Origin of the sequence: Agromyces intestinalis (genome assembly GCF_008365295.1) — a bacterium.
In the GTDB taxonomy this organism is placed as follows: domain Bacteria; phylum Actinomycetota; class Actinomycetes; order Actinomycetales; family Microbacteriaceae; genus Agromyces; species Agromyces intestinalis.
In genome coordinates this window covers 1857209-1883684 of record NZ_CP043505.1, presented here as the reverse complement: position 1 = coordinate 1883684, position 26476 = coordinate 1857209, and the positions used below count along the sequence as shown (strand labels likewise).

25 protein-coding genes and 1 pseudogene are annotated in these 26476 nt (G+C 71.2%); 17 read left to right on the top strand and 9 right to left on the bottom strand.

Going from position 1 to position 26476, the window contains the following annotated elements; all coding sequences use genetic code 11:
* Positions 1-3: 3 nt before the first annotated feature.
* Both FLP10_RS08605 and FLP10_RS08600 read right to left on the bottom strand, forming a co-directional pair.
* Positions 4-1224 carry a mannitol dehydrogenase family protein gene (locus tag FLP10_RS08605; RefSeq protein WP_149160493.1) on the bottom strand — a complete coding sequence of 407 codons (1221 nt, stop codon included), beginning with the start codon at positions 1222-1224 and terminating at the stop codon, positions 4-6.
* Complete coding sequence (locus FLP10_RS08600; RefSeq protein ID WP_149160492.1) at positions 1221-2234, bottom strand: acetylxylan esterase; 1014 nt, start codon at positions 2232-2234, stop codon at positions 1221-1223. The genes FLP10_RS08605 and FLP10_RS08600 overlap by 4 nt, the downstream gene beginning before the upstream one ends.
* A 174-nt stretch (positions 2235-2408) precedes the next feature.
* On the opposite strand from FLP10_RS08600, the gene FLP10_RS08595 reads away from it, so the two are divergent.
* The 4 genes from FLP10_RS08595 to FLP10_RS08580 all read left to right on the top strand — a co-directional run bounded on the left by FLP10_RS08595 (position 2409) and on the right by FLP10_RS08580 (position 6994).
* Positions 2409-3434: an ABC transporter permease gene (locus tag FLP10_RS08595; RefSeq protein ID WP_149160491.1), complete on the top strand. Its 1026-nt coding sequence runs from the start codon at positions 2409-2411 to the stop codon at positions 3432-3434.
* 98 nt (positions 3435-3532) lie between these two features.
* Entirely contained in the window at positions 3533-4390 is an 858-nt protein-coding gene (locus FLP10_RS08590; protein WP_149162168.1) for a carbohydrate ABC transporter permease, read from the top strand.
* A 104-nt stretch (positions 4391-4494) separates the two neighbouring features.
* A complete protein-coding gene (locus FLP10_RS08585) occupies positions 4495-6207 on the top strand; it encodes an ABC transporter substrate-binding protein (RefSeq protein WP_246150310.1) in 1713 nt (570 codons plus the stop codon).
* 97 nt (positions 6208-6304) lie between these two features.
* The gene (locus FLP10_RS08580) at positions 6305-6994 is read left to right on the top strand and encodes a DUF624 domain-containing protein (RefSeq protein ID WP_149160490.1); all 690 of its coding nucleotides are present in this window, start codon (positions 6305-6307) and stop codon (positions 6992-6994) included.
* Positions 6995-7014: 20 nt separating this feature from the next.
* Here the strand turns inward: FLP10_RS08580 and FLP10_RS08575 are convergent, their stop codons facing one another.
* Complete coding sequence (locus FLP10_RS08575; RefSeq protein WP_149160489.1) at positions 7015-8994, bottom strand: alpha-glucuronidase; 1980 nt, start codon at positions 8992-8994, stop codon at positions 7015-7017.
* The gene (gene uxaC, locus FLP10_RS08570; RefSeq protein ID WP_149160488.1) at positions 8991-10493 is read right to left on the bottom strand and encodes a glucuronate isomerase; all 1503 of its coding nucleotides are present in this window, start codon (positions 10491-10493) and stop codon (positions 8991-8993) included. The genes FLP10_RS08575 and uxaC overlap by 4 nt, the downstream gene beginning before the upstream one ends.
* Positions 10494-10596: 103 nt before the next feature.
* Between uxaC and FLP10_RS08565 the strand changes: the two genes are divergently transcribed.
* The 4 genes from FLP10_RS08565 to FLP10_RS08550 all read left to right on the top strand — a co-directional run bounded on the left by FLP10_RS08565 (position 10597) and on the right by FLP10_RS08550 (position 15082).
* Positions 10597-11670, top strand: a complete 1074-nt coding sequence (locus FLP10_RS08565) for a LacI family DNA-binding transcriptional regulator (RefSeq protein WP_149160487.1) — start codon at positions 10597-10599, stop codon at positions 11668-11670.
* A 163-nt stretch (positions 11671-11833) separates the two neighbouring features.
* Positions 11834-13426, top strand: a complete 1593-nt coding sequence (locus FLP10_RS08560; protein ID WP_149160486.1) for a glycoside hydrolase family 43 protein — start codon at positions 11834-11836, stop codon at positions 13424-13426.
* A gap of 142 nt (positions 13427-13568) precedes the next feature.
* Positions 13569-14237: a DUF6766 family protein gene (locus FLP10_RS08555; RefSeq protein ID WP_149160485.1), complete on the top strand. Its 669-nt coding sequence runs from the start codon at positions 13569-13571 to the stop codon at positions 14235-14237.
* A complete protein-coding gene (locus tag FLP10_RS08550; RefSeq protein ID WP_149160484.1) occupies positions 14234-15082 on the top strand; it encodes a coiled-coil domain-containing protein in 849 nt (282 codons plus the stop codon). The genes FLP10_RS08555 and FLP10_RS08550 overlap by 4 nt, the downstream gene beginning before the upstream one ends.
* Before the next feature lie 51 nt (positions 15083-15133).
* Here the strand turns inward: FLP10_RS08550 and FLP10_RS17885 are convergent.
* Positions 15134-15304, bottom strand: a pseudogene (locus tag FLP10_RS17885) (SDR family oxidoreductase); the annotation flags it as partial.
* A gap of 154 nt (positions 15305-15458) precedes the next feature.
* Here FLP10_RS17885 and FLP10_RS08540 point away from each other — a divergent pair.
* A complete protein-coding gene (locus tag FLP10_RS08540) occupies positions 15459-15857 on the top strand; it encodes an MmcQ/YjbR family DNA-binding protein (RefSeq protein WP_149160483.1) in 399 nt (132 codons plus the stop codon).
* Positions 15858-15874: 17 nt separating this feature from the next.
* Here the strand turns inward: FLP10_RS08540 and FLP10_RS08535 are convergent, their stop codons facing one another.
* Entirely contained in the window at positions 15875-16255 is a 381-nt protein-coding gene (locus tag FLP10_RS08535) for a DUF2255 family protein (protein ID WP_149160482.1), read from the bottom strand.
* Positions 16256-16386: 131 nt separating this feature from the next.
* On the opposite strand from FLP10_RS08535, the gene FLP10_RS08530 reads away from it, so the two are divergent.
* Entirely contained in the window at positions 16387-16683 is a 297-nt protein-coding gene (locus tag FLP10_RS08530) for a DUF1330 domain-containing protein (protein WP_149160481.1), read from the top strand.
* Positions 16684-16697: 14 nt separating this feature from the next.
* Here the strand turns inward: FLP10_RS08530 and FLP10_RS08525 are convergent, their stop codons facing one another.
* Positions 16698-17420, bottom strand: coding sequence for an SOS response-associated peptidase (locus FLP10_RS08525; protein WP_168209141.1), 723 nt, complete (start codon positions 17418-17420; stop codon positions 16698-16700).
* 208 nt (positions 17421-17628) lie between these two features.
* On the opposite strand from FLP10_RS08525, the gene FLP10_RS08520 reads away from it, so the two are divergent.
* Positions 17629-18612: a diacylglycerol/lipid kinase family protein gene (locus tag FLP10_RS08520; RefSeq protein WP_149160479.1), complete on the top strand. Its 984-nt coding sequence runs from the start codon at positions 17629-17631 to the stop codon at positions 18610-18612.
* On the opposite strand, the gene FLP10_RS17395 is transcribed toward FLP10_RS08520, so the two are convergent.
* Positions 18613-18777, bottom strand: coding sequence for a hypothetical protein (locus FLP10_RS17395; RefSeq protein WP_168209140.1), 165 nt, complete (start codon positions 18775-18777; stop codon positions 18613-18615).
* Positions 18778-19052: 275 nt separating this feature from the next.
* Between FLP10_RS17395 and FLP10_RS08515 the strand changes: the two genes are divergently transcribed.
* Complete coding sequence (locus FLP10_RS08515; RefSeq protein ID WP_149160478.1) at positions 19053-19982, top strand: SMR family transporter; 930 nt, start codon at positions 19053-19055, stop codon at positions 19980-19982.
* A gap of 8 nt (positions 19983-19990) precedes the next feature.
* Here FLP10_RS08515 and FLP10_RS08510 read toward each other — a convergent pair whose 3' ends face one another.
* The gene (locus FLP10_RS08510; protein ID WP_246150309.1) at positions 19991-20740 is read right to left on the bottom strand and encodes a GntR family transcriptional regulator; all 750 of its coding nucleotides are present in this window, start codon (positions 20738-20740) and stop codon (positions 19991-19993) included.
* 172 nt (positions 20741-20912) lie between these two features.
* Between FLP10_RS08510 and FLP10_RS08505 the strand changes: the two genes are divergently transcribed.
* The 5 genes from FLP10_RS08505 (at position 20913) to FLP10_RS08485 (ending at position 26476) form a co-directional block, all read left to right on the top strand.
* Positions 20913-21842 carry a phosphate/phosphite/phosphonate ABC transporter substrate-binding protein gene (locus FLP10_RS08505; RefSeq protein WP_149160477.1) on the top strand — a complete coding sequence of 310 codons (930 nt, stop codon included), beginning with the start codon at positions 20913-20915 and terminating at the stop codon, positions 21840-21842.
* Positions 21843-21913: 71 nt separating this feature from the next.
* On the top strand, positions 21914-22801 hold the full coding sequence (gene phnC / locus FLP10_RS08500; protein WP_149160476.1) for a phosphonate ABC transporter ATP-binding protein: 888 nt from the start codon (positions 21914-21916) through the stop codon (positions 22799-22801).
* Entirely contained in the window at positions 22798-24507 is a 1710-nt protein-coding gene (locus FLP10_RS08495) for a PhnE/PtxC family ABC transporter permease (protein ID WP_149160475.1), read from the top strand. Before phnC ends, FLP10_RS08495 begins: the two co-directional genes overlap by 4 nt.
* Entirely contained in the window at positions 24504-25730 is a 1227-nt protein-coding gene (locus tag FLP10_RS08490) for a TIGR03364 family FAD-dependent oxidoreductase (protein WP_149160474.1), read from the top strand. Before FLP10_RS08495 ends, FLP10_RS08490 begins: the two co-directional genes overlap by 4 nt.
* Complete coding sequence (locus FLP10_RS08485; protein ID WP_149160473.1) at positions 25727-26476, top strand: phosphonatase-like hydrolase; 750 nt, start codon at positions 25727-25729, stop codon at positions 26474-26476. The genes FLP10_RS08490 and FLP10_RS08485 overlap by 4 nt, the downstream gene beginning before the upstream one ends.

Sequence of the window (26476 nt, the reverse complement as noted above, 5' to 3'; positions counted from 1 at the left end):
GCGCTACTCGACCAGCCCGGCCTCACGGCACCGGTGCCAGGCGTCGACGACGGCGGTCGCGCCGGGTGCATCGCGGCCGGCGGCCCGCTCGGCATCGATTACCGGCTGCACGCGCAGGCGCAGCTTCGTCGCGGTGTCGACGGCGATCTGGTCGAGCCGGTGCTCGATGCGGCCGTTCTCGAACCGCGTGACCAGCGCTCGGCGGTACTCGGCGGTGTCGACGCCGGGGTCGACCGCGCGGGCGGCCTCCGCCCAGAACGCATCGAGTGCCTGCCGGCACTCGGGGTCGGCGATCGCGGCGGCCACCGTCGTGCGCCCGCGCAGCAGCCCCTCGAACGCGAGCACGAGGTGCCCGCCGTTCAGCAGCAGCAGCTTGCGCTGCTCGAACGGCGCGATGTCGTCGACGAGGCGCGCGCCCGCCGTCTCCCACGCGGGGCGGCCGGCCGGGAACTCGCCCGACAGCGTCCAGTCGGCGAACGGCTCCGCGACGACCGCGGCCTCGTCGCGCCATCCGGTCGCGGCCTCGACGGCGTCGAGGTCGGCCGCAGTCGTGCGCGGCGTGATGCGGTCGACGCTCGTGGAGACGAACGACACGCCCTCGAGCGCCGGGCCGAGGCCCGAGGCATCCGCCAGTGAAGCCAGGGCCGAACCGGTCAGGCGCCCGTTGTCGGGCAGGTTGTCGCACGAGACGAGCGCGATGGGCGCGTCGGGCGAGCGGGCGGCGAGGCCCGCGAGGATGCGCCCGAGCGGTGTGCGGAGCCGGTCGGATGTCGCGCCCGCCCGCAGCACCGCGATGTCGCGAGTCGTGTCGGAATCGGTGAGGTCGAGCGCTCCGTCGGCGGTCAGCCGGTATCCGGCCTCGGTGATGGTGAGGGTGATCACGGCCACGCGTGAGTCGGCGACGAGCGGCACGAACCGTTCCATGCGATTGCCGGCATATGCCTCGACGATGCTGCCCACGTGGCCGAACCGATCGCCCCTCGGGCCGCGCTCGACGAGCGTGAACACGCCGCCCTGGGGGGCCAGCCTGCCGGCGATGTCGGGAGAGCGGCCGGTGAACGCGGCGATGCCCCACTCCGTCGCGTCGCTTGCGCGCGCCGTGAACCACGCCTGGTGGGCACGGTGGAACGCCCCGGCCCCGACGTGCACCATGCGCACCGGCGCCGCGGGCAGTGCGCGGCCCGCCACCGCGAGGCGCGCGCGGGTGAGGCGCGGGGCGGTCATGCGGATGCCTCGCCGGCGAGCCACTCGGCCTGCCGCACCCAGTGCGCGCCCTCGCCGCCCTCGTGTCCGTTCCACGGGTAGTCGACCACCTCGGCGCGTACGCCCCAACGGTTCGCGGCCGCATACACACCCGACGGGGGCGCGATGGTGTCGAGGTGCCCGGTGCCGAAGAACGCGGGCGCGGTCGCCCGCGTCGCGAGGATCGCGCCGTCGAAGTACGAGAGGGTCGCGAGCACGCGCTCCTCGGCGCCGCGGTGCACCGCGAGGTATCTCGCGATCTCGACGTGCGGGTCGGCGTCGGTCAGGCCCAGCACGCGCGGCACGTCGCAGAGGATCGGCGCGGTCGGCAGCGCGGCGACGAGCCCGTCGCTGAGTGCGGCCGCGGCGATCGCGATGAGGCCGCCCTGGCTGTTGCCCGTGACCGCGACGCGCGCGGGATCGACCTCGGCGAACGTGCGCACGGCGTCGACTGCGCGCACGGCGTCGGTGAATACGCGCCGGTAGTAGTAGGTCGAGGGGTGCTCGATGCCCCGGGTGAGGAAGCCGGGTGCGGCCGGACCCGAGCCGTGCGGGTCGGCGGTCTCGCCTCCGGTGCCCCACACGCTGCCCTGGCCGCGCGTGTCGACGATGAGCTGGGCGTAGCCGGCGGCGGGCCAGTGCAGCCGCTCGTGCGCGAGGCCGCGTCCGCGTCCGTACCCGACGAACTCCACGACGGCGGGCAGCGGCCGGTCGGCACCGTGCGGGGTGACCAGCCAGGCGTGCACCGGGTCGCCGGCGAAGCCGGGGAACGTCACGTCGTCGACGTCGAACGAGGTCATCGGCGTGGCGACCCGCCGGCGTGCGGTTCGGGCCGCGTCGGCCGCGTCGACCGCGTCGGCGCTCGCATCCGCACCCGCCGCGGCCCGCGACGCCGTGATCGTGTCGGCCCAGAAGGCATCGAAGTCGGTCGGCTCGGCGAGCTGCGGACGGTACGTGCGCAGGGCCTCGGGCGGCAGGTCGAAGCGGGCCATCGGGTTCCTCGTTCGGTCGGTCACGGCTGGGTCACGGTCTGCACACCCTAGCGTGAAAACGTTGACATTCCCCGGAGCGCGGGTTACGTTCATACCCGTTATCGCTTGAAACACCGAAAGTTTCGTGACTCACCGTCCCCCGGATGAGTCACACTGACAGCCGCAAGGGAGCGCATGTCGACCACCACCAACGTCGCGATCGTCGACGCGGCGACCCCGGCCGGCGGCGCCGGTCGTGCCGAGACGGGCTCCGCGGCATCCGGCCCCTCGAAGCCGAAGCGCCCGCCGCGCCCGGCGAAGCTCACCTGGCGCACCGCGCTGAAGCGCGACTGGCGGCTCTACTCGCTGCTCGTGCTGCCGCTCGTGTTCCTGCTCGTCTTCCGGTACCTGCCGATGGCGGGCAACATCATCGCGTTCCGCCGGTACCGGCCGGGCGGCAACATCTTCGGCGACGAGTGGGTCGGCTTCCACTACTTCGAGATGTTCATCAACGACCCGACGTTCTGGCGGGTCTTCACGAACACGATCATCCTCGGCGCGCTCTGCCTCGTGCTGATCTTCCCGTTGCCGATCATCCTCGCCCTCATGCTCAACGAGCTGCGCTCGGCGAAGTTCAAGCGCATCGCGCAGTCGATCAGCTACCTGCCGCACTTCATGTCGGTCGTGATCGTCGCGGGCATGGTGCTGCAACTCGTCTCGACCCGGGGCACGGTGAACCAGATCGTCGACGCGCTCGGCGGCACCCCGATCGACTTCATCCAGAAACCCGAGTGGTTCCGCCCTATCTTCGTCAGCAGCGAGGTCTGGCAGACCGTGGGCTGGGGCACGATCCTCTACCTCGCCGCACTCACCACGATCGACCCGCAGCTCTACGAGGCGGCCCGCATCGACGGCGCCGGGCGATGGAAGCAGACGTGGCACGTGACCCTGCCCGGCATCGCGCCCACCATCGTCGTGCTGCTCATCCTCAACATCGGCACGTTCCTGTCGGTGAGCTTCGAGAAGGTGCTGCTGCTCTACAACCCCCTCAACCTGTCGAGCGCCGACATCATCGCGACCTACCTGTATCGCGTCGGCATCGGCTCCGGGAGCTTCTCGTACGCCACCGCGGTGGGCCTGTTCGAGGCGCTGATCGGCCTCTTCCTGGTGTTGAGCGCGAACCTCATCTCGCGCCGAGTGACGGGAGCCAGCCTGTGGTGACCACGCCCGACCTGCAGACCGGCACGCTCACGACGAGCATCGGCCGGCCCGCCGACCGCACCGTCGCGAAGCTCTTCCGCCCGAGGAAGGTCGGCGGCATCCGCGACTCGCGCGGGTACACCGTGTTCCGCGTCGTCAACGCGGTGCTGATCCTCGCGATCTGCTTCGTGACGCTCTACCCGTTCCTGAACGTGGTCGCGGTCGCATTCAGCTCGCAGGGGTACATCAACGCCGGGCAGGTCAGCGTCATCCCGCTCGGGTTCAACGTCACGACCTTCGGCATCGTCATGGGCGACCCGATGTTCTGGCGCAACTACGGCAACACGATCCTGTACACGACCGTCGCCACCGCGATCTCGATGGTGCTCACCACGATCTTCGCCTACGCCCTGTCGAAGAAGCGGCTGAAGGGTCGGGCGTTCTTCGTCGGCATCGCCGTGTTCACCATGTTCTTCGCGGGCGGCATCATCCCGAACTACGTGCTCATCAACTCGCTCGGGTGGCGCAACACGATCTGGGCGATCGTGATCCCGAACGCGATCAGCATCTTCAACCTGCTGGTGATGAAGGCGTTCTTCGAGAACTTCCCCGAAGAGCTCGAAGAGGCCGCCGCCATCGACGGGCTCACCACCTACGGCATCCTCTGGCGCATCGTGCTGCCGCTCTCGAAGGCCGTCATCGCGACGATGGTGCTCTTCTACGCTGTCACGTTCTGGAATTCGTGGTTCTCGGCCGTGCTCTACATGAGCAAACCCGAGCTGTACCCCGTGACGGTCTACCTGCGGAACCTGTTGCTCTCGTCGGCGCAGCCGCAGGACAGCGCCGAAGGCCTGCAGATCGCGGCGAACGTCAAGGCCGTGACGATGCTGCTCACCGTGCTGCCGATCGTGTGCCTCTACCCGTTCCTGCAGAAGTACTTCGTCTCGGGCGTGATGCTCGGCTCGGTCAAGGCCTGAGCCCGAGACATCCGGCCCGAGACATCCGACCCGCCCTTCTCCACCCACAGATCCAGCGCACCGCACCACCCTCCGCACCACCGACCGAGAGAAAAGGAACCCAGATGACACAGCACGCAGGCGCACCGATGCGTCGGCGCCGCGGCATCACGGCGCTCGTCGCCGGCCTCGCCGTGGCCGGCCTCGCACTCACCGGCTGCTCCGCCGACGACGGCGGCGACGACGGCGACTTCGATTTCACCGGCAAGGACGTCGGCGCGATGGCCGACTTCGGCGTCGGCGACACCTTCGAGGCCACCGAGGATGTCACGTTCTCGATGTTCTACCGCGACCACGAGGCGTACCCGCTCAACGAGGACTGGCCGTTCTTCCAGGCCCTCGCCGAGAACCAGAAGGTGTCGTTCGACATCGAGAGCGCTCCGCGCACCGGCTACGAGGACGCCCGGTCGGCGGCGATCGCGAGCGGCAACGCCCCCGAGATCATCACCGTCACCTACCCCGGCCAGGAGACCCCGTTCGTCGCCGGCGGCGCGATCCTGCCGGTGAGCGACTTCGTGCAGTACATGCCGAACTTCACCGACAAGGTCGAGAAGTGGGGCCTGCAGGACGACATCGACGCGGTGCTGCGCAAGGACGACGGCAAGTACTACCTGCTGCCCGGCATCTCCGAGATCAACGTGCCGCAGTACTCGTACGTGGTGCGCAAGGACATCTGGGACCAGCTGGGTCTCAGCTACGCCCCCGAGACCTTCGACGACTTCGCCGACGACCTCAAGAAGGTGAAGGCGGCGTACCCCGACAAGTACGTGATCTCCGACCAGTACAACGACCCCGACCCGCTGGGCGGCGCGCTGAACTTCGCGGCGCCGAACTTCGGCATCACCGCGGGCTGGGGCCTGGCGGCCGGCTCGGGCGGCTGGTGGAACGGTGACGAGTTCGTCTACGCCGGCGCGACCGACGAGTACAAGAGCCTGCTCGAGTACTACCACGGTCTCGTCGAGGACGGCGTGCTCAACCCGGCGAGCGTCACCCAGACCGACGACGACGCCAAGGCGAGCTTCTTCAACGGCGATTCGTTCGTGATCGGCGGCAACGACCAGTTCCTGCCGCAGTCGCGCACCTCGTTCGCCGAGGTCGGCAACACCGAGGCCGACGTCGCACTCGTCCGCGTGCCCGCCGGTCCTGCCGGCGACCACCTCGCCTCGGGTGGCCGTGTCGACGGCCTGCCCGGCCTGATGATCTCGGCCAAGGCCGCCGAGCAGCCGCACTTCAAGGCGCTGCTGCAGTTCATCGACTGGCTGTACTACTCGGACGAGGGCCAGGAGTTCGCCAAGTGGGGCGTCGAGGGCCTGACCTTCGAGAAGAGCGGCGGCACCCGCACCCTCACCGCCGACTGGGACCGCGCGAAGGACCTGCTCAACCCCGGCGCCACCAAGCTGCTGAACGTCGACGGCGGATTCGCCAACGGCGCCTTCATGCCGGCCGAGGGCGGCACCGAAGAGCTGCGCCTGTCGATGATGCTCCCCGAGACGCGCGAGTTCGTCGACTCGATGCTGACCAAGGAGCAGCTGCCCACGGCCCCGGCCGCGCCGCTCACCGAGCTCGAGAACGAGCAGGCCGGCCTTTGGAAGACCGCGCTGCTCGACATCGTGCGACAGAACACGGCGGCCTTCATCAACGGCGACCGCCCGCTCAGCGAGTGGGACGCGTACGTCGACGAGCTGAAGTCGGCGAACCTGGATCAGTACGTCGACATGCTGAACGAGGCCCAGCAGCGCCAGGCGAAGGTGCTGTCGGAGGGCGGCAGCGCCGAGTAGGTCGCACCGCCTGACGCTGACGCCCCAGGGGCGGACCCGGTCGAACTGGACGCGGGTCCGCCCTTGGGGTCGTCGCAATGAATCGAGAGGATGCTCCATGGCACGGATGCCACGCACCGCGTTCGACCGCATCACCGGAACCGTGTACCGGATGCTCGTCGCTGAGCTCGCGTTCCTCGCGGCGGTCGCGCCGGGCATCCTGGGCATGCTGTTCCTGCAGCCGCACCCGAGCAACATCCCGCTCTACGCGCTGTGCCTCGTGCCGCTCGGGCCGGCGCTCGCCGCAGTGATCGGAACGTTCCGGGCGCTCGACGGCTCGCACGACCTCGTCGTGTGGCCGCGGTTCTGGCGGGCGTGGTGGCGTGACCTGCGCGACGTGCTGCTCGTGTGGGTGCCCGCGCTGGTGGTGCTCACCGTGCTCGCGATCAACGTGGCGTTCGCGGCGGCGGCCGGGGTCGACCCGATCTTCGCGGTCATCGCGATCGTGCTCGCCGCGGTGGTCGGGGTGCTGACCCTGCACGCGCTCGTGATCGCCGCGGTGTTCTCGTTCCGCACGCGCGACGTCGCCCGGCTCGCGCTGATGTACCTCGTGGCGAAGCCGCTCGCCAGCGTCGGCGCGCTCGCGGTGCTGATCGTGGTCGCGACCGCGGCGGCGACGGGGTTCGCGTGGCTCATCGCGCTCGCGGGCTCGCTGCTCGGGGTGTTCCTGCTGGCGAACTCGCGCGCGATGGTCGCCGACATCACCGCCCGCTTCACCGACGAGCCCAACCCTCGGCTGGCCGAGTAGCGAGCGCAGCCCGAGGCCGCTCACGGGTGGATGGCGCGACCCCGCTCATCCGCGATACCCGACTTGCGCAGGAAGTACGTGTTCACGTGATCGCGCCACTCGCGCGCCGATCGCTGCTGCTCGGTGAGCCGGTCGCGTACCCGCGCGAACAGGTCGCCGTCGATGCGCCCGTCGAGTCGCTGCCACATGTCGACCATCGCATCGACCCGCTCGACCCCGGCGAACCGGGTGTCGTAGATGTGCTGGATGACGGTCGAGCCGCTGTGCAGGCGGTGCGAGTACGGCACATGGTGGAAGAACAACAGCAGTTCGTCGGGCACGGTGTCGAGGGATTCGTACGTCGACGCCCACGGCTCGGGGTACTGCCCGGCGTAGCCGGTGCCGGTCGCGACCGTGCGGTCGACGCCGATGCCGTCGCGATCGGCGAAGTGGTAGGTGCCCCACGGCGAGTACTCGTACCCGTCGACCGACGGCCCGTAGTGGGTTCCGGGCGTCACCATGAACCCGACGCCGAGCGGCGCGGTGTACGACTCGTACGTCGACCACGAGTCATCCAGCAGTTCATGCACGACCGCGGCGATTTCGCCGTCGGAGCCCGACGCACCCGACCCGAACGTCAACGCGATCCACTCGTCGAGGATCGCCGCAGGGTCGAGCGTCGCATCCCAGGCGAGGCGGCCGAACGCGTACAGGTTGGCCTGGGCGAGCGGATGCCCCGTCCAGAACCCGTCGTCGCCGACGTTCGACACCGCCGCGATGCCGCCGCCCGCGGCGGCGAGGTCGGCGATGGTCGGGCCGGCCGCTCCGAACGGCGCGAAGTCGAGCACCTCGCGCCACATCGGCGCCAGGTACACCGCGTGCCGCTGCTGCCCGGTGTACTCCTGGGTGACCTGCAGTTCGAGCGCCACTCGCGTGTGCGGCATCGCGGCGAGCACGGGCGAGACGGGTTCGCGCACCTGGAAGTCCATCGGACCGTGCTTGACCTGCACGATGACGTTGTCGGCGAAGCGCCCGTCGAGCGGCGTGAAGTGGTCGAAGGCGGCGCGGGCGCGGTCGGTCGTGCGGTCGCGCCAGTCCTGGGTGTGGTTGTAGACGAATGCGCGCCAGTGCACGAGTCCGCCGTGCGGGGCGACGGCCTCGGCGAGCAGGTTCGCGCCGTCGGCGTGGTCGCGGCCGTCGGCGAACGGCCCGGGCTGGCCCTCTGAGTCGGCCTTCACGACGAACCCCCCGAAGTCGGGGATCGCGGCCCAGACCCGGTCGGCAGCCTCGCGCCACCAGGCGCGCACGGCCGGCTCGAGCGGGTCGGATGTCTCGAGTCCGCCGAGCACGATCGGCGACGCGAAGCTCACCGAGAGGTGCAGTCGGATGCCCCACGGCCTGAACTCGGCCGCGATGCGCGCCACGTCGGCGAGGTCGTCGGTGAGCAGCCGCGCCTCGCGCGCGTGCACGTTGACGTTGTTGATCGCGACCCGGTCGATGCCGATCGAGGCGAGCAATCTCGCGTACGCCGCGACGCGTGAGAGGTCGTCCCGCACGCGCCCGGCGTCGAAGAAGATCGAACCGCCCGCGTAGCCGCGCTCGACCTGGCCCATCACGGGGTGCACGTCGATGTTGTCCCAGTGGTCGAGGATCCGCACCGCCTGCGCCGGTTCGTGGCGCGTGGTGCCGGGCTCGTGCAGGCGGCCGGTCGCGGCCCGGCGAACGATCTCGAACCATCCGCACAGCGCACCGGATGCTCCGCCCGCGACGACGACCGTGCGCTCGCCGTCGCCCGTCAGCACGAACCCGGTCTCCGTTCCCGGTGCTCCGCCCGATGCGCGATCGATGGAGATGCGCACGAGCGCGGCGGGTTGGTCGGGGCCGACGAGGTGCATGCCGGCCGCGCGCGCCTCGGCGCGCACGGTGTCGAGCAGGGGGTCGTCGCCGGTGATCAGCACGGCGCCGCCCGCAAGGCCGGGGATCGGCCCGGGGCGCAGCCACATCGGGTGCGCGTCGCTCATCGGGCAACCGCCGGAGTCAGCGAGTCGCGCGTCAGCGGCGCGCCCACAGGCACCGGGTAGCTCTCGCGCGCGAGCCGCACGGCGAGGTCGATGGCGGTGTCGATCGCCTCGTCGAGCCCGAGCCGGTGCTCGGCGACGAGCCGGGCGAGGTACGAGGCATCCGCCCGCCGCGCCAGGTCGTGGCGCGCCGGAATCGAGCAGAACGCGCGAGTGTCGTCGACGAACCCGCTCGTGTTGCGCAACCCCGCCGTCTCAACGGTCGCCTCGCGGAACCGGCGGATCGCGTCGGGCGCGTCGAGGAACCACCACGGCGCGCCGAGCCGCATCGCCGGGTAGGCACCGGCCAGCGGCGCGAGCTCGCGCGAGTACGTCGTCTCGTCGACGGTGAACACGATGAGCCGGAACCCGTCACGGTGCCCGAACGCCTCGAGCAGCGGCCGCAGTGCACGTGTGAACTCGGTGCGCACGGGGATGTCGAAGCCGAGGTCGCTGCCGAACCGGGCCGCGAGGCCGCGGTCGTGGCTGCGCAGCACGCCCGGGTGCAACTGCATGGTGAGCCCGTCGTCGGCCGACATCGCGGCCTGCTCGAACAGCAGGTGCGCGGTCAGCGCCTCGCCGTCGCCCGGGCCGAGGTCGCCGCGCAACGCGAGATCGAAGAGGCGACGCGCGTCGGCGTCGGCGAGTCGGGTGGTGTCGGCACTGAGGTGCCCGTGATCGGTCGCTCGCGCGCCGGCGCGCACGAATGCGTCGCGGCGCGCCCGCATCGCCGCCAGGAACCCGTCGTACCCGAACGCGTCGACACCGCTCGCGTCGCTCAGCTCGGCGAGCCGGTCGCGCCAGCCGCCGCGGCCCGCCTCGAGCAGGTCGTCGGGACGGAAGGTCGGGATGACACGGTCGCCCCAGCCGTCGTCGGCCAGGCGTGCGTGCGCGGTCAGCGGGTCGGACGCGGCATCCGTCGTAGCCAGCCGCTCGATGCCGAACCGCTCGAACAGCGCGCGCGGCCGGTATTCGGCGCTCGTGAGCCGCTCGCTCACGTGGTCGTAGAGCAGATCGGATGTCTCGAGCGACGGCGGCACGGGCGCCTCGAACACCTCGGCGAGCACGTGCTCGAGCCAGAACCGCGTCGGCGTGCCGCGGAACGCCGGCCACCCGGCGCAGAACCGCCGCCAGATCTCGCGGGGGTCGCCCTCGGGCAGGTCGTCGCCGCGTGCGTTCGCCCCGCCGACCCCGAGCGACCCGTTGGACCGCACCCCCGCGTCGCGGATTGCGCCCGGCGAGGTCGACTGCGACACGAGCATGCGCACGAGGTAGTGGTCGGGCGTGACCAGCAGCGACGCGGGGTCGGTGAAGGGCAGGTCGTCGGCGAGCAGTCGTGCATCGACGTGACCGTGCATCGAGACGATCGGCAGGTGCTCGGTCGCATCGAGGATCCCGCGTGCGATCGCCCGCAGCCCGGGTTCGGCGGGCAGCGCCCGGTCGGGGTGCAGCGTCCAGGTCATGCGCGGGCTCCTTGCCGTGTAAACGTTCTTACAATAGTGTTCAACGCACTCTCACCCCCGGGCCGGGCTGGCGCCCGATCCGCTTCGAAGCGAGGTCGACGACTTGGTCACCGTTCACGATGTCGCCGCCCGCTCGGGCGTCTCGATCGCGACCGTGTCGCGCACGATCCGCACGCCGCATCGGGTCACCGAGCCGACTCGCGTCCGCGTGCTCGAGGCGATCAGCGAGCTCGGCTACCGCCCCAACCGGGCGGCTGCAGGCCTGCGCCGCGGCCGTACCGGCACGATCGCGCTCGTCGTACCCGACATCGACAACCCGTACTTCTCGTCGTTGACGAAGGGCGCGCAGGCCAGCTCGCGCGCCCGCGGCTACGGACTGGTCGTCGTCGACACCACGGAGCTCGCCGAGGTCGAGCTCGAGGAGATCGAGGCGGTCGCCCCCCAGATCGACGGCCTCATCCTCGTGTCGTCGCGACTCGACGAGGCGGCGCTCGCCGACATCGCCGCGGCGCACCGATGCGTGCTCGTGAACCGCACGCTCGAGGGGCGCGACGACGCGACCCCGACGGTCACGGTCGATGAGGCGGCCGCGGCTCGCGCCGCGGTCGAGCACCTCGCCGGGCTCGGTCACCGGCATATCGCGTACGTCGGCGGCCCGGCTCGTTCCTGGTCGCAGACTCGCCGACTGCGGGGCATCCGCGATGCCGCGGCCGTGCAGGCCGGATTCGAGGTGACCGACCTCGGCGGGTTCGAGCCCACCGCGCAGGGCGGCCGTGCCGCCGCGCAGGATGCGCTCGACTCGGGTGCGACCGCGGTGATCGCCTACAACGACCTGGCCGCGATGGGGCTGCTCGCTCGCTGGGCCGAACTGGGCGTGCGCGTGCCCGACGACGTGAGCCTGGTCGGCTTCGACAACACCTACGTGGCCGAGCTGTCGGCGCCGCACCTCACGAGCGTCGGAGCCGACCTGCGCGAGGTCGGCGAGACCGCGGTCGAGCTGCTCATCGAGCGCATCGACGGCGCGGCTTCGCGCGGCGCCGCGGCGAGGGGTGCCGCTTCGGGCGTCGAGGGCGCCGACGGCGATGCGGAGGCTGCGACCGTCGCCGCGCTCGAACTGCATCGCGAGCTCGGCGCGCAGTTGCAGGTGCGCGGCTCGACGGGGCGGCCCCGGCCGTGAGCCCGAGGCATCCGCTCCCCGGGTCGCCGCCGACGCACTCGCACCCGCTTGCGCACCAGTGCGCTGATGATAACGTTTACCTCGCATGTAAACGTTAACCTGCCACGTCGAGCGCGAGGAAGCAAGGCGAGCGGCGGCGGGCGACGCTTCGAAGGTGAGACGGATGACTCGACCCGCGCCGACCGGCCGCTACCGCAACCCGATCCTGCCGGGGTGCCACCCCGACCCCAGCATCTGCCGGGTCGGCGACGAGTACTTCCTGGTGACCTCGACGTTCGAGTACCTGCCGGGGCTGCCGATCCACCGGTCGACGAACCTCGTCGACTGGCAGCAGATCGGCCACGCCATCCACCGCGAGGGGCAGCTCGACCTCGCCGGGCTGCCGGGCTCGAAGGGGCTGTACGCGCCGACCATCCGGCACCACGACGGCCGATTCTTCGTCGTGTGCACCGTCGTGGTGCCCGCGCCGCACCAGGCCGCGCCGCCCGAGGGCGGGTGGCCGCGCGCCGGGCACTTCCTCGTCACCGCCGACGACCCCGCCGGCCCGTGGAGCGACCCGATCTGGTTCGACGGGCTCGAGGGCATCGACCCGTCGCTCGTATTCGACGACGACCGCGTGTGGCTGTGCGGCAACCGACTCGCATCGCCCGGGCTCTGGCCGGGGCAGACCGACATCTGGCTGCGCGAACTCGACCCGGCGACCTTCGCGGTCATCGGCGACGAGCACCTGATCTGGCATGGCGCGCTCGAGGGCGCCGGGTGGGCCGAGGGGCCGCACCTGTTCCCGCGGCCCGGCGGAGGCTGGATGCTGGTCGCCGCCGAGGGCGGCACCGACCGCGACCACTCGGTGTGCGTGGCCTACGCCGACGAAATCACCGGGCCGTACACCGGCGACCCCGGCAACCCGAGGCTCAGCCATCGCGACCTCGGCGACCGGGCGCCGATCGCGAACGTCGGCCATGCCGACCTCGTCGACGACGGCGCGGGGCGCACCTGGGCGACCGTGCTCGGCACGCAGCTGCTCATCGACGACCAGGGCGGTGGCGTGAACGGGCTGCTCGGCCGGCAGACCCATCTCGTGCCTGTCGACTGGGAAGGAGGCCGGCCGCTGTTCGCTCCCGGTGTCGGGCGGGTGCAGCTCGAGGTCGAGGTCGACGGCGTACCCGACCAGGCGCCGTGGCCGACCGAACTCGTCGACGACTTCGACGCGGCCGACCTCGACCTCGCGTGGACCGGTGTCGGCATGCTGCCGACGGCGTTCGCAGCACTCGGCGAGCGACCGAGCAACGTGCGCCTCCGGGCGACGCCGGCCGGGCCATCCGACCTCGAGCCGTTCGCATTCCTCGGGCGGCGGCTGCCCGACCACCGCGTCGACGTGACCGTCGTGCTCGAACTCGGCGGTGCCGGCCGCACCTCGAGATCTCGCGCCGGCCTCCTCCTGCGCACGTCCGAGCGTGCGCACCTCGAACTCGCGGTCGACCACAACGGCGTGGCGATCGCGACCCTCGTCGACGAGGGCGTGCCGACGATCGTCGGCACGCTGACCGGCGTGCCATCCGGTGCGATCGCGCTCGAGGCGCGCATCGACGGCCTGCACGCCGAACTGCTCGTCGCCGGTCGCCCCCTCGGCGAGGTCGACCTGTCGTCGCTCGCGACCGGCCGCACCAGCCGGTTCGTCGGCACCTGGGTCGGACCCTTCGCCGTGGGCGACGGCTGGGCCGACGTCGACCGGGTCGAGCTGCGCATCCGGCGGTGACGGTGTCGTCGACCCCTTGACGCGGCGCCTTCGGGCGGGCCACGGTACGGAACATGAAGGTCGTGTTCACCGTGTGGTTGGCGGGCATCCTGGTCGGGCTCGCGTACATGTTCGTGATCGTGGCGATCGGGAGATGATCGGCATGCGACTCAAGCAGCACACGCTCAGCATCTTCTTCGGCGCCATCTTCGTGCTGGCGCTCATCGGACAGTCGTTCGCGGGGCTCTCGGTGTTCAACGACGAGCAGGTCGCGCACGGGGCGTCGACGATCGGCTGGCTCGACTTCGTGACGTCGTCGGACTTCGTGGTCGACGTCGCCGAGAACTGGCAGTCGGAGTACCTGCAGTTCTTCCTGTTCATCCTCGCCACGATCTGGCTCGTGCAGCGCGGATCGCCCGAGTCGAAGAAGCCCGGAGAAGAGGGCGTCGGCAGCGACGCGGAGCAGCTCGTCGGGGCGCACGCCCGCCCCGACTCGCCGAAGTGGGCGAAGGTCGGCGGTTTCCGCACGTGGCTGTACAGCAACTCGCTGCTGCTCACGATGGGTGCGATCTTCGTGCTCTCCTGGCTGGTGCAACTGCTCGCCGGCACGACCGTCTACAACGCCGATCAGGCCCTGCACGGGCAGCCGCCGTTCACCGTCGCCGAGTATCTGGTGAACGCCGACTTCTGGAACCGCACGCTGCAGAACTGGCAGTCGGAGTTCCTCGCGGTCGGCAGCATGGTCGCGTTCTCGATCGTGCTGCGCCAGCGTGGCAGTTCGGAATCGAAGCCGGTCGGCGCCCCGCACGACGCGACCGCCGTCGAGGGATGAGCGCTCCCGACGACGCACTGCTCGCCGAGGCCGACGAGCTCGCGGGGCTGCCGCCCGACGAGTTCACCGCGGCGCGCAACGCGCGCGCCAAGCAGGTGCGCACCGACGATCGGGAGTTGGCTCGCCGCATCGGCGAGTTGCGCAAGCCGTCGGCCGCGGCCTGGCTGGTCAACCAGATCGTGCGGCATCGCCCCGATCGCGTCGACGAGCTGCTCGCGCTCGGTGCCGAGCTTCGCGCGGCGCAGGCCGACCTCGACGCGCGCGAGCTGACCCGGCTCGCTCGCGAGCGCCGCGCACTCGTGCAGGCGGTCGCCCGCGAGGCGGGCGCGCTCGCCGACGAACTCGGGCATCCGGTGCGCGAGGGCGTGCTCGGCGAGGTCGCCGAGACCCTGCAGGCGGGCATGACGGATGCCTCGGCCGAGGCCGCGGTGCGCTCGGGCCGGCTCATCCGCGCGCTCGAGGCGATCGGCACCGACGTCGACCTCGACGGTGCGCTGATGGCGGGGGAGGCGGCATCGCTCGCTCGGCCGGTTCCCGAATCGGATGCCGCATCCGATCGCGCCGAGCACCTCGTGGCCGAACGCCGGCGGGCCGAAGCCGAGGCCGAGGTCGCCGAGCGGCAGGCCGACGAGGCATCCGATCGCCTCGAAGCCGCGCGTGCCGAAACCGAACGCGCCCGCCGCGCCCGCGACGACCTGACCGCGCGCCTCGAACAGCTCGAGGCCGAACTCGACCGCGCCGAGCGCGACCTGCACGAGGCCGAGCGCGGCATCCGCCCCCTCGAGCGCGAGGCCGCGAGCGCCCGCCGCCGAGCCGAGGCCGCCCGAGCCGCGCTCGACGACTGACCGAGCGCAGGTCACGGGGTCTCGATACGCGCCCTCCTTCGTCGGGCGCTACTCGACCGGCGGGCCCATACGGCCGAGCGGCGTGTCCTCGCCGAACCGCTCGAGCTTCTCGGGCGGCTGACCGTCGGTGACCTGCAGCACCGTCCAGATCGGGCCCGGCGCCACCGCGTTCACACGAATGCCCTTCGGTGCGAGCTGCTGCGCGAGCGCCTTCGTGAACGCTGGTCGCGAGTGCCCTCGGACATGCGAGACCTCCTCGATCGGTTTCCGCTGGTGCTGCCACGCTACGGCGGGCCTTCCCACGACGGCACCCCCTTGACGGCGGGGGCGAAGCGATCGGATGCCGCGATGCGGAGCATCCACTACCCTCGGCCGCATGGCGACGCTCAGCGAGGTCCGCAGGTCGGCGATGGCGCTGCCCGGCGTCGAGGAGGGCGAGCTGCATCCGCCGTCGGGTGCGATCGCGTGGCGGGTGCGGGGCAAGCTCGTCGTCTGGGAACGCCCATTGCGCAAGGCCGACTTCGAGGCCCTCGGCGATGCCGCGCCCGACGGAGTGATTCTCGGCGCACGGGTGCCCGATGAGTCGGTGAAGTTCGCGCTGGCGAAAACCGAACCCGATGTCTTCTTCACGACGCCGCACTTCGACGGCTATGCGACGGTGCTGGTGAAGCTCGACGCGATCGATGCCGATCGGCTCGACGAGGTGGTCGAGCTGTCGTGGCGGCAGGTCGCGCCGAAGAAGCTCGTCGCCGAGCTCGACCGCGGGCTCGAGTAACCGAGCGCGGGTGGCCGTCAGGCCGCGTCGATGCGCAGTGTGGTGCCGCGCACTGCGTCGCCGACGACGGTGCCCACGATGCGCGGGCCGTGCGAGTCGTACTTCGCGTGATACGCGGAATCGATCGCGGCATGCACCGGGTCATCCGAATCGAGGTGCACGAACGCGACGTCCCGCTCGATGCCCCCGGCACGCACCGCACCCGAGCCGCTCGCGAGCGCCCGTCTGAACCAGCCGTTGTCGGGCCCGTACGCTGAGCGCAGGTACAGGTCGTCGCCGACCCGCACCACCCAGATCGTGATGAACGGGCGCAGCGAGTCGTCTCTTCGGCGCGAGGAGACCTGCAGCTCTTCGGCGTCGCCGATGCGGTCGAGTTCGTCGGTCGTCCAGTCGGTCATGCCGCCCCCATTCCCTACCCGCAGCACGCTACACCGGTCACGGGCGGCGCCCGCCTGCCAACCGAGCGCGATGCACCGCCAATCACAGCCGGCGGCGGGTACCTCGATTCCCCGCGGCGTCACGATGAAGCATGGCGAACGCGTACTGGATCAACACGTTCCGGGCCATCTCGGACCCTGAGAAGCTGGCGCGCTATGCGGCACTGGCGGGGCCGATCATGCTCGCGCACGGAGGGCGGTTCCTCGCCCGCGGCGAACCCGTCGCCGCGTTCGAGCAGGGAGTCGAGCTGCGCACCACCGTGATCGAGTTCCCGAGCGCGGCCGCGGCGATCGGGGCCTATACGAGCCCCGAGTACCAGCACGCCCTCGACGTGCTCGACGGCGGCGCCGAGCGAGACATCCGAATCGTTCCCGGGGTCGACGGGTGAGCCGCCGCTGAACTTCAGGAGCTGGAGTCGGCCGCGTCGATCGGCTCGATCAGCGTCGGGTCGCCCGGGTCGACGCGGCGGCTGTTGTTCACCCGCGGATCGACCTCGTACTCGGTGATGGTGGCCGCGACCCGGTCGGACACGTCGAGGAGCCAGCCCACCATCGCCTGCATGGCGCCGGCATCGAGCTTCACCGGGTCGAGGTAGTGGTCGACCTCGTCGAGCGGCAGGTACACCGGCATGCGGTCGTGGATCTCGCCCGAGGCATCCTTCGCCTCTCTCGTGATGATCGAGGTCGAGACCTGCCAGCTGCCGTCGTCGAGTTTGCGCGCCGTGGAGATGCCCGCGGCCGCGAGCAGTTCGGCCGGCCCGTGCAGGTAGTGCGCGCGCTTGCTGCCGGGCTCACCCGTCCACTCGTAGTAGCCGCGCATCGGCACGATGCATCGGCCCTGCGCGAACGCGCCCTTCCACAGCCCGTTGGTCGCGACCGTCTCGATGCGGCTGTTGAACTGCGGGCGCTTGGACTCCTTCATGAACGAGGGCCGGAAGTTCCAGACCGCCGGCTCGACGCGTCGGGTGAACTCGCCCGTCTCGCGGTCGGCTCGCTCGCGCACGATCGGCACCACCTCGGTGGGCGCGATGCTGAAGCTCGGCTGCCAATCGGGGAAGTCGTCTTCGGCGTCGAACACGTCGGTGAGGTCGGTGACCTTCTGCGAGACGACGAATCTTCCGCACATCGCGTGCCCCTCTGCTTGACCTGAGCCCAGCGTGCCACGACCTACCGACGCTGCATCCCCCGGGCAGCTCCCGAGGCGGTTGTCGAACACGGTGCAGGCTTCGGAGGACGTTTTTCCCCAAAGTGTCCGCCCCATCCTCGAAGGTGTTCCCGTGGTGCGGGTGCGGCGCGCCGGGGTCGGATGACGCCGTCGCGCCTAGGCTGCTGCCATGTCCTCGACCGACGCCGCTCAGGCGCACGCGGCGGTCGTCTTCCACCCGGTGAAGACGCCGCTCGAGCGGCTGCGCACCGCGGTCGAGACGCACGAGCACCGACACGGCTGGGGCCCGTCGCAATGGTTCGAGACGAGCGCCGAGGACTCGGGGCGGGCGGCGACCGAGGCGGCGCTCGCCACCGACCCCGCGGTCGTCATCGTGGCCGGCGGCGACGGCACCGTCCGTGCCGCCGCGGAGGCGCTCGCCGACGTGGCGACGCCGCTGGCGCTGGTGCCGGCCGGCACCGGCAACCTGCTCGCGCGCAACCTCGGTCTGCCGTTGAACGACCTCGATCGGGCCGTCGGGGCGGCGTTCGACGGTGCGACACGGTCGATCGACATCGCGGTCGCCGAACTCGAGGACGAGGGCGGAGTGCGCAGCCGCGCGCTCTTCGTCGTGATGGCGGGCATCGGGCTCGATGCCGAGATGGCCGAGCACACGAGCGCCGTCGCCAAGCAGCGGCTCGGATGGCTCGCCTACGTGCAGCCCATCGCCCGGTCGATCATCGCGAACCGGTTGTTCCACCTGCAGTTCCGCATCGACGACGGGCACGTCAGGTCGGCCCGGGCGCACACGGTCATCGTCGGCAACTGCGGAACGCTCACCGGCAACCTGCTGCTCATCCCCGACGCGACGCCCGACGACGGGCTGCTCGACGTGGTCATGCTGCGGCCGAAGGGCCGGTTCGGGTGGGCACGGATCGGCACCCGCCTCACCGCGCAGGGCATCGCTCGCCGGTCGAGGTTCGGTCGGCGCATGCTGGGCTTCGCACCCGACCTCGAGGCGTTGGTCTATGCGCAGGGCCGCCGGTTCGAGGTGCGGTTCGAGACGCCGCACGGGGTCGAACTCGACGGTGACAGCTTCGGGCCGATCGTGCGCGCTCGCATCACCGTGCGCCCCGAGGCGCTGCGGATCCGCGTCGGCGACGACCCGGTCTGATCAGGCCTTCGCGCGTCGCGCGCTCTGCCGGATGAAGCCGAACACGAGCGTGCCGACGAACAACACGATGCCGATGATGGCGAGCCACAGCAGACCCTCGAAGACGAATCCGACGATCGACAGCACCACCCATGCCACCAGCAAGATCACAAGTACTGTCCACATACCCCTGACGCTACGCGCGTCGACGGCCGAACAGGGGAAATCGAGCAATACTCACAGCAATGCACCGTGACGCACAGCAATGCACCGTGCTGAAACCGTGCCGCCGGCCGTGCTACGTTCGATCTCGATAGCGCCTAGGGTTCCGGGGTCGCGCGGAGGTGCGGCCAGCCTGGTCCGAGCGGCGCCACGGCAGTCGTGATCGACAGTCGTCATCTGACAGGACAAAAGCCCGGAGGACCCATCCGTCGCGCCGCGCGTCGGATCGAAGGGTCCCCGTGTCGATCACCGCACTCGCCATCGTCCTCGCCGCCGCCGTCTGCCACGCGGCGTGGAACATCGTCGCGCACGGCGTGAGCCGCATCGGCCTGCCGTTCCTGTGGTGGGGCGCGATCGCGTCCACCGTGCTGTGGCTGCCGGTCGTGCCGTTCACGGGCGGGCTCGGCGCCGCGTCACCGACCGAGTTCGCGATCGGGGTCATCGCATCGGCCGGGCTGCACTGCGCGTACATGCTCGTGCTGCAACGGGGGTATGCGACCGGCCGGCTGTCGACGGTGTATGCGACGGCGCGCGGAACCGGCCCGGCGATCACGGTGCTGGTCGCGGTGCTGTGGTTCGGCGAGCGGCCGACGGTCGCAGAGCTCGCGGGTATCGCGGTCATCATCGCGGGCGTGGTCGCCATCGGCCTGGTCGACCGGGGGAGCGGGCCGACCGCGCCGGGCGGGCGGGGAGCCGAGGCCGGCATGGGAACGGATGTCACGGGCCCCCGCCGGCGTCTTCGCGACCGCGTCGACCCGGGGCTCGCCTGGGGCCTCGCCACCGGGGTGGGTATCGCGGCGTACACGCTCTGGGACGCACAGGCGGTGCGCACCTGGGGTGCGGCGCCCGTCGCCTACATGGTCGGCACCACGCTCGGCGAGATCGTGCTGTTCTCGGCACTGCTCGGCCGCCGGCGGCGTGAGTTGGTCGCGGTCTGGCGGGCGCACTGGCCGCGCGTGCTCGCGTTCGGTGCGCTCTCGCCGCTCGCGTACATCCTCGTTCTGGCGGCGATGACGATGGCTCCGGTGTCGCTCGTGGCGCCGCTGCGGGAGATCAGCGTCGTGCTGGTGAGCGTCTTCGGTGTGCTCGTGCTCCGCGAGGGCCGCGCGACGTGGCGGGTCGCGGCATCCGTCGCCGTCGTCGCCGGCGTCGTGCTGATGGCGACGTAACCGCAGCCTCAGCCGCCGATCGGTCGGATGAAGTGGCCGCCCGCGACGGCTCGGCCCGAGGCCGCGACGGTGAAGCGCACGAGGTCGCTGCGGTAGCGGTCGTCGGATGCCTCGAACACACGCCCGTCGGCGTCGCGCGTGATGCGGCGCAGGCGCAGGATCGGCGAGCCGGGGTCGACCTCGAGCAGGCTCGCGTCGACCTCGTCGGCGGCGACCGCGTCGACCTCGTGGTCGACGTCGGCGTAGCCGAACCCGCGTTCGGCGAGCACGTCGGTGATCGAGACCGCGTCGAGGTCGTGCTCGAACAGGGTGCGCCCCACGTCCTCGGTGAAGGTGAGCCGTTCGAGCATCGTCGGCCGGCTGTCGAGCAGGCGCAGCCGCAGAACGTGCACGACGAGGTCGCCGGGCGCGATGCCGAGCAGAGCGGCGTGCTCGTCGCCCGCCCGTCGGAGCGAGAGCTCTTGGGTGAGTGCGCCCGGGTTCGCGCCGAGGTCGCGAGCCCACTTCGTGAACGGAATCGAGACGTCGACCGCCTGGTGCGCCTTGCGCTCGACGACCCGGGCCGGGCGGCCGCGGGTGGTCTCGATGAGTCCCTCGTTGCGCAGTTCTGCGAGGGCGTTGCGGATCGGCCCGCGCGAGGTGCTCCACCGCGCGGCGAGTTCACCCTCGGTCGGCACGTCGTCGCCTGGCGCGAGCTGGCCGTTCGCGATGCGCTGGCGGAGGTCGTCGGCGATCAGCTTGTACACACTCGAGGCCACATAGGCATATTACTAAGCCGGGATGCTTCGCGGCAATCGGCAACCCAGCGTTCACCTTGGCCGCAATTCCATGAACAGGTGATGAAGGTGCCCGAAGTTGGGCATACACCTCGTCGACGAGGTGGCAGGCTTCCGGTGTCCTGCCCACCACACACCCGCACGGAAGGCAACCATGACCACCCGCTCCTCCCTCACGCTGCTCGCTTTGCTCGGCGCGGGCGCGCTTGCGCTCGGCCTCTCGGCCTGCTCCGGGTCGGCCGACGCCGGCCAGGACGCCGCCGCCGACTCGAACGCCGGATTCGCCGTCGACAGCGACACGCTCGTCTTCGGCGTGGTGCCCGACTCGGTCGACACCGAGACCAACTACCAGCCCCTCATGGACTACATCGCCCAGGAGACCGGCAAGACCGTCGAGTACCACGAATCGACCGACTACGCGGCGCTCATCGAGGCCGCCGTCGCCGGCAAGATCGACGTCGCGTCCTTCTCGGGCTTCACCTACGTCACCGCGACGAACGCCGGCGCGAAGATCACCCCGATCTCGTCGATCGTCACCACCGAGGGCCAGGAGCCCGGGTACTACTCGCAGGCCATCGCGCCCAAGGCGAGCTCGGTCTCGTCGCTCGCCGACTTCGCCGGCAAGAAGGTCTGCTTCGTCGACCCGTCGTCGACCTCGGGCTACCTGTTCCCGTCCTACAACCTGCTGAACGAGGGCATCGACCCCGAGACCGACGTCACTCCGGTGTTCGCGGGCAAGCACGACGTGAGCGTCGCGAAGGTCGGCGAGGGCGTCGAGTGCGAGGTCGGCTTCGCCGAGGACAGCGAGGTCGCCAAGAGCGACCAGGTGAAGGTCATCGCCGAGACGATGGTGCCGGGTGCCCCGATCGTCGTCTCCGACACGCTGCCCGACGACCTGCGGGCGCAGCTCACCGACATCCTCGGCGAGGTCACGATCGACCAGATCATCGAGTCGGGCGTGACGAGCGCCGACAGTGACGGGTTCCGGTCGGTGTTCTTCGAGACCAAGCCGGTCGACGACGCGTACTACGACACCATCCGCGACATCTGCGAGAAGACGAACGCGAAGCAGTGCCAGGGCTGACGGCCACGGCCTGAGATCCGATTCATCAGCACCTCACCCCGCACCATCCGCACCGCCCACCCGGAGGAACCATGGACGCCCCCGTCGTCATCGAGGTCGACGCCCTCGACAAGCGATTCGGTCGCACCGTCGCCCTCCAGGGCGCGAGCCTGACCGTCGCGCGCGGCGAGATCGTCGTGCTGCTCGGCCTCTCGGGCTCGGGAAAGTCGACGCTGCTGCGGCACCTCGACGGCCTCGAACTGCCGACCACCGGATCGGTGCGCGTGCTCGGCGAGGAGGTGCCGTCCCTCAGGGGGCGGCGCCTCCGCGCCCTGCGCGGCCGGGTGGGCTTCGTGTTCCAGCAGTTCGAACTGGTACCGAGCCTCACCGTGCTCGAGAACGTGCTCACCGGCACCCTCTCCACCCTGCGCGGCCCGCGCCTCGGGCTCTGGAGCTACCCGCGTTCGCGCAAGCTCGCCGCGCTCGGCCACCTCGACCGGGTCGGCCTGCTCGACCGCGCGTACCAGCGCGCCGACACCCTGTCGGGCGGTCAGCAGCAGCGGGTGGCGATCGCCCGCGCGCTCATGCAGGAGCCCGAGATCCTGCTCGCCGACGAACCCGTCGCCTCGCTCGACCCCGAGTCGAGCGAGCAGGTCATGTCGCTCATCCGCGAGATCGCGATGGACGCCGGGCTCACCGTCGTCTGCAGCCTGCACCAGGTCGACCTCGCGCTCTCGTGGGGCGACCGCATCATCGGCCTGCGCCACGGCGAGGTCGTGCTCGACACCCCCACCGAGGGGCTCACGAAGACCCAGGTGATGGAGATCTACGGCCGGGTCGCGACCGCGACCGCGGAGTTGCAGGCGATCGAGGCCGAGCTCGAGACGGCGGATGTCGCGGCATCCGCGGTGTCGGGCAGTGACGCCGAGCCGACCGCCGAGGTCGCCGACCGCGCCGTCGCCGAAGAGGCCGCGCGATGACCGCGACGGCCATCGCGACCGACCTGCTCGCGCGAGCCCCGCGCCGCCGCATCTCGCCCGAGCGCGTCGCCGCCGGGCTCACCCTGGTCGTGATCATCGGCATCGCCGTCGTCGCGCTCGATGACCTCGACATCTCGATCCCGAGCATGGTCGAGAGCTGGTCGAACGCCGAGCGGTTCTTCGCCCGTGTCGGCGCCATCACGTTCCCCGAGCCCGCCGAGCTGATCTCGCTCACGGCCCTCACGCTCGGCATCGTCATCTCGGGCACCGTGCTCGCCGCGGTCATCTCGGTGCCCGTCGCCTACCTCGCCGCCGGCAACACCAGCCCCGGCCCGGGCTGGCGCGCCGCCGCCCGCTTCGTCACCGTGTTCACCCGAGCGATCCCGGACGTCGTGCTCGCGATGGTGTTCGTGCTCATGTTCTCGCTCGGATCGCTGCCGGGCATTCTCGCGATCGGGATCCACTCGATCGGCATGATCTCCAAACTCTTCGCCGACGCCATCGAGCAGATCGACGAAGGGCCGCGTCGAGCCATCCGCGCCGCGGGCGGCTCGAAGCTGCAGGAGTTCACGAGCGGCATCCTGCCGCAGGTGCTGCCCAGCTGGGTCGCGACGGTGCTGCACCGCAATGACATCAACCTGCGCGGCTCGGTCGTGCTGGGCTACGTCGGCGTCGCCGGGCTGGGCCTCGAGATGTCGTTCGCGTTCAAGTCGCTCGACTACTCGCTGGGGCTCGGCATCGCGATCGTCATGTTCGCCCTGTGCGTCGTGATGGAGATCGTGTCGAGCGCGGTGCGCACGGCGATGCTGGGCGGCCAGGCGGCCTCTCGCCGTCCCCGGCGGTCGAGGGGCGCCGACGCGCAGCAGCGAGACGTCTCGAGACCCACGCACGGCGCACCGACGACCGTCGGTGGACTCGAGGCGGCGCTGCGTCGGCCGTGGGATGCAGCCCGCGTGCGCAGCGTCGCATGGGGTTGGGGTGCGATCGCCGTCATCATCGCGGCCGTCGCCGTGTGCGACATCCAGTGGGGCGATGTCCTCACCGTTTGGGCGAAGATCCCGGCGATCGCCGCGCAGTTCTGGCCGCCCTCGTTCGGGTCGTACGACTGGACCCGGCTCGCCGGGGCCATGCTCGAGACCGTCGGCATCGCGCTCGCCGCGGCCCTGCTCACCGTCGTCGCGTCGATCGTGATCGGCTCGTTCGCCGCGCGCAACGTCGCACCCAACGGGGGCATCCGCAGCGGCGCCCGGTTGCTGCTCGTCGGCATTCGCGGCGTGCCCGAGGTGATCCTCGCGATCGTGCTCATCGTGATCACCGGGCTCGGACCCCAGGCGGGCACGATCGCCCTCGCGTTCGGGGGCGTCGGCCTGCTCGGCAAGCTGCTCGCCGACTCGTTCGAAGAGGTGCGCCGCGGCCCCGAGCGCGCGCTGACCGCGACCGGGGCGACCCGCCTGCAGGTCTACGGCTCGGCGACGTGGCCGCAGGGCGTGCCGGCCCTCATCGGGCACTCGTTCTACCTGCTCGACACGAACATCCGTGCCGCGACCATCCTGGGCATCGTGGGCGGTGGCGGCATCGGCTACTACCTGCTGAATGCGGGCCAGGGCTCGAACTACGCGCTCGTCACAACGATCGTGCTGATGATCCTCGTGACCGTGCTCATCGTCGAGGGCGTCGCGGTCTGGATGCGGCGGGTGTTCCGATGAGCGCGGTATCGACGAGCAGGGCATCGACGAACGGGGCCGCCCGCGTCGACGTGGCAGTCGTCGGCGCGGGTGTCGTCGGCCTTGGCGTCGCGCTCGCCGCGGTGCGCCGCGGGCTGCGCGTGGTCGTGCTCGAACGCGGCAGCGAGGCATCCGGTGCGTCGATCCGCAACTTCGGCCACCTGTGCGCGACTCCGCAGACCGGCCTCGCGCGGTCGTACGCGCAGGTCGCGCGCGAGGTCTGGCTCGATCTCGCCCGCGATGCGGGGGTCTGGATGCGCGAACAGGGCACGCTCGTCGTCGCCCGCGCCGCCGACGAGCTGGCCCTGCTCGAGGAGTTCGCCGCGTCGCGAGCCCGCGACGGCGCGCCCGACGAGGTCGTGCTGCTCACCGCTCGCGAGCTCGAGCAGCGCGCCCCTGTCGCGCCGGGGCTCGCGGTCGGCGGCGCGCTGCTGCCGCTCGACCTGCAGGCGAACCCGCGCCAGGCGCTCGGGGCGATCACCGCGCATCTCGCGGGGCGCGGCGTCGACCTGCGGTTCCGCACCGCGGTCGGCGCGGTCGAGCCGGGGCTGGTGCGCACCGCGCGCGGTGAGGTGCGGGCCGACCAGGTCGTCGTCGCGGTGAACCACGACATCGACCTGCTCTTCCCCGAGGTGGCCGGGCGGGTGGGGATCGTGCGGTGCGCGCTCGACATGCTGCGCGTCGAGGCGCCGCTTCGGATGCCGCTGCCCGCGCCGCTGCTCACCGGCTGGTCGCTCGTGCGATACGGCGGCTTCGTCGAGACATCCGCCGCCGTCGCCGTGCGCGACCGCCTGCGGGCCGAGCGCCCCGACCTCGCCGCTCTCGACCTGAACCAGATGTACACCCAGCTGCCCGACGGCACCCTCATCGTCGGCGACACGCACGCGCGCGGCGAGACGGTCTCGCCGTTCCAAGTCGAACGGACCGCCGAGCTGATGCTCGCCGAGACGGCCGAGCTCTTCGGGCTCGGCGCCGGCGCCATGCGCGTCGTCGAACGCTGGCAGGGCGTCTACGCCAGCGGCCCCGACGACTACCTCGACGTCGAGGTCGCGCCGGGCGTGCATCTCGCCGCTGCCACCACGGGCATCGGCATGACCACCGGATTCGGTCTGGCCGAGGCCGTCGTCGCGCGATTCGCCGATGGGGCGCAGACCGAACCGACGACCACCACCACCACCGACCAGGAGGCAAGGATCCTCGCATGACCATCCACGAAGACATCACCGCGGTCGACGAACTCGACCTGCTCGGCGACGAGAACGCCGTCGACGTCGAACTCGTCGTCCTCGACCTGGCCGGCACCACCGTGCGCGACGACGGACTCGTCGAGCGGGCGTTCGTGCTCGCCGCCGAGCGGGCCGGCATCGCGCCCGAGGGCGAGGCGCGCGATACCGCGCTGCGGTACGTGCGCGACACGATGGGGCAGTCGAAGATCGAGGTGTTCCGCGCGCTGACCGGCGACGAGGAGGCCGCGCAGCGCGCCAACGCCGAATTCGAGGCGGCGTACGCCGAGCTCGTGGCCGAGGTCGGCGTCGAGGCGATCCCGGGTGCCGTCGAGACGATCCGCGAGCTGCGCGGCGCCGGCGTCGCGGTGGTGCTCACCACGGGGTTCGCGCCCGCGACGCGCGACGCGATCATCGACGCGCTCGGCTGGCACGACCTCGCCGACGCCACCCTCACGCCCGCCGAGGCCGGCCGCGGCCGCCCCCACCCCGACCTGCCGCTCACCGCGGTGCTGCGCACGGGCGCGAGCTCGGTCGACGCGATAGTCGTCGTGGGCGACACGGCGAGCGACATCGGATCGGGCGTGAACGCCGGCGCCGGTCTCGTGGTCGGCGTGCTGACGGGCGCGCATGATCGCGACGCGCTCGAGGCGGCAGGAGCCGACGAGATCATCGACTCGGTGGCCGACCTGCTCGAGCTGCTCGGGCTCGACCGCCACGACGGGTAG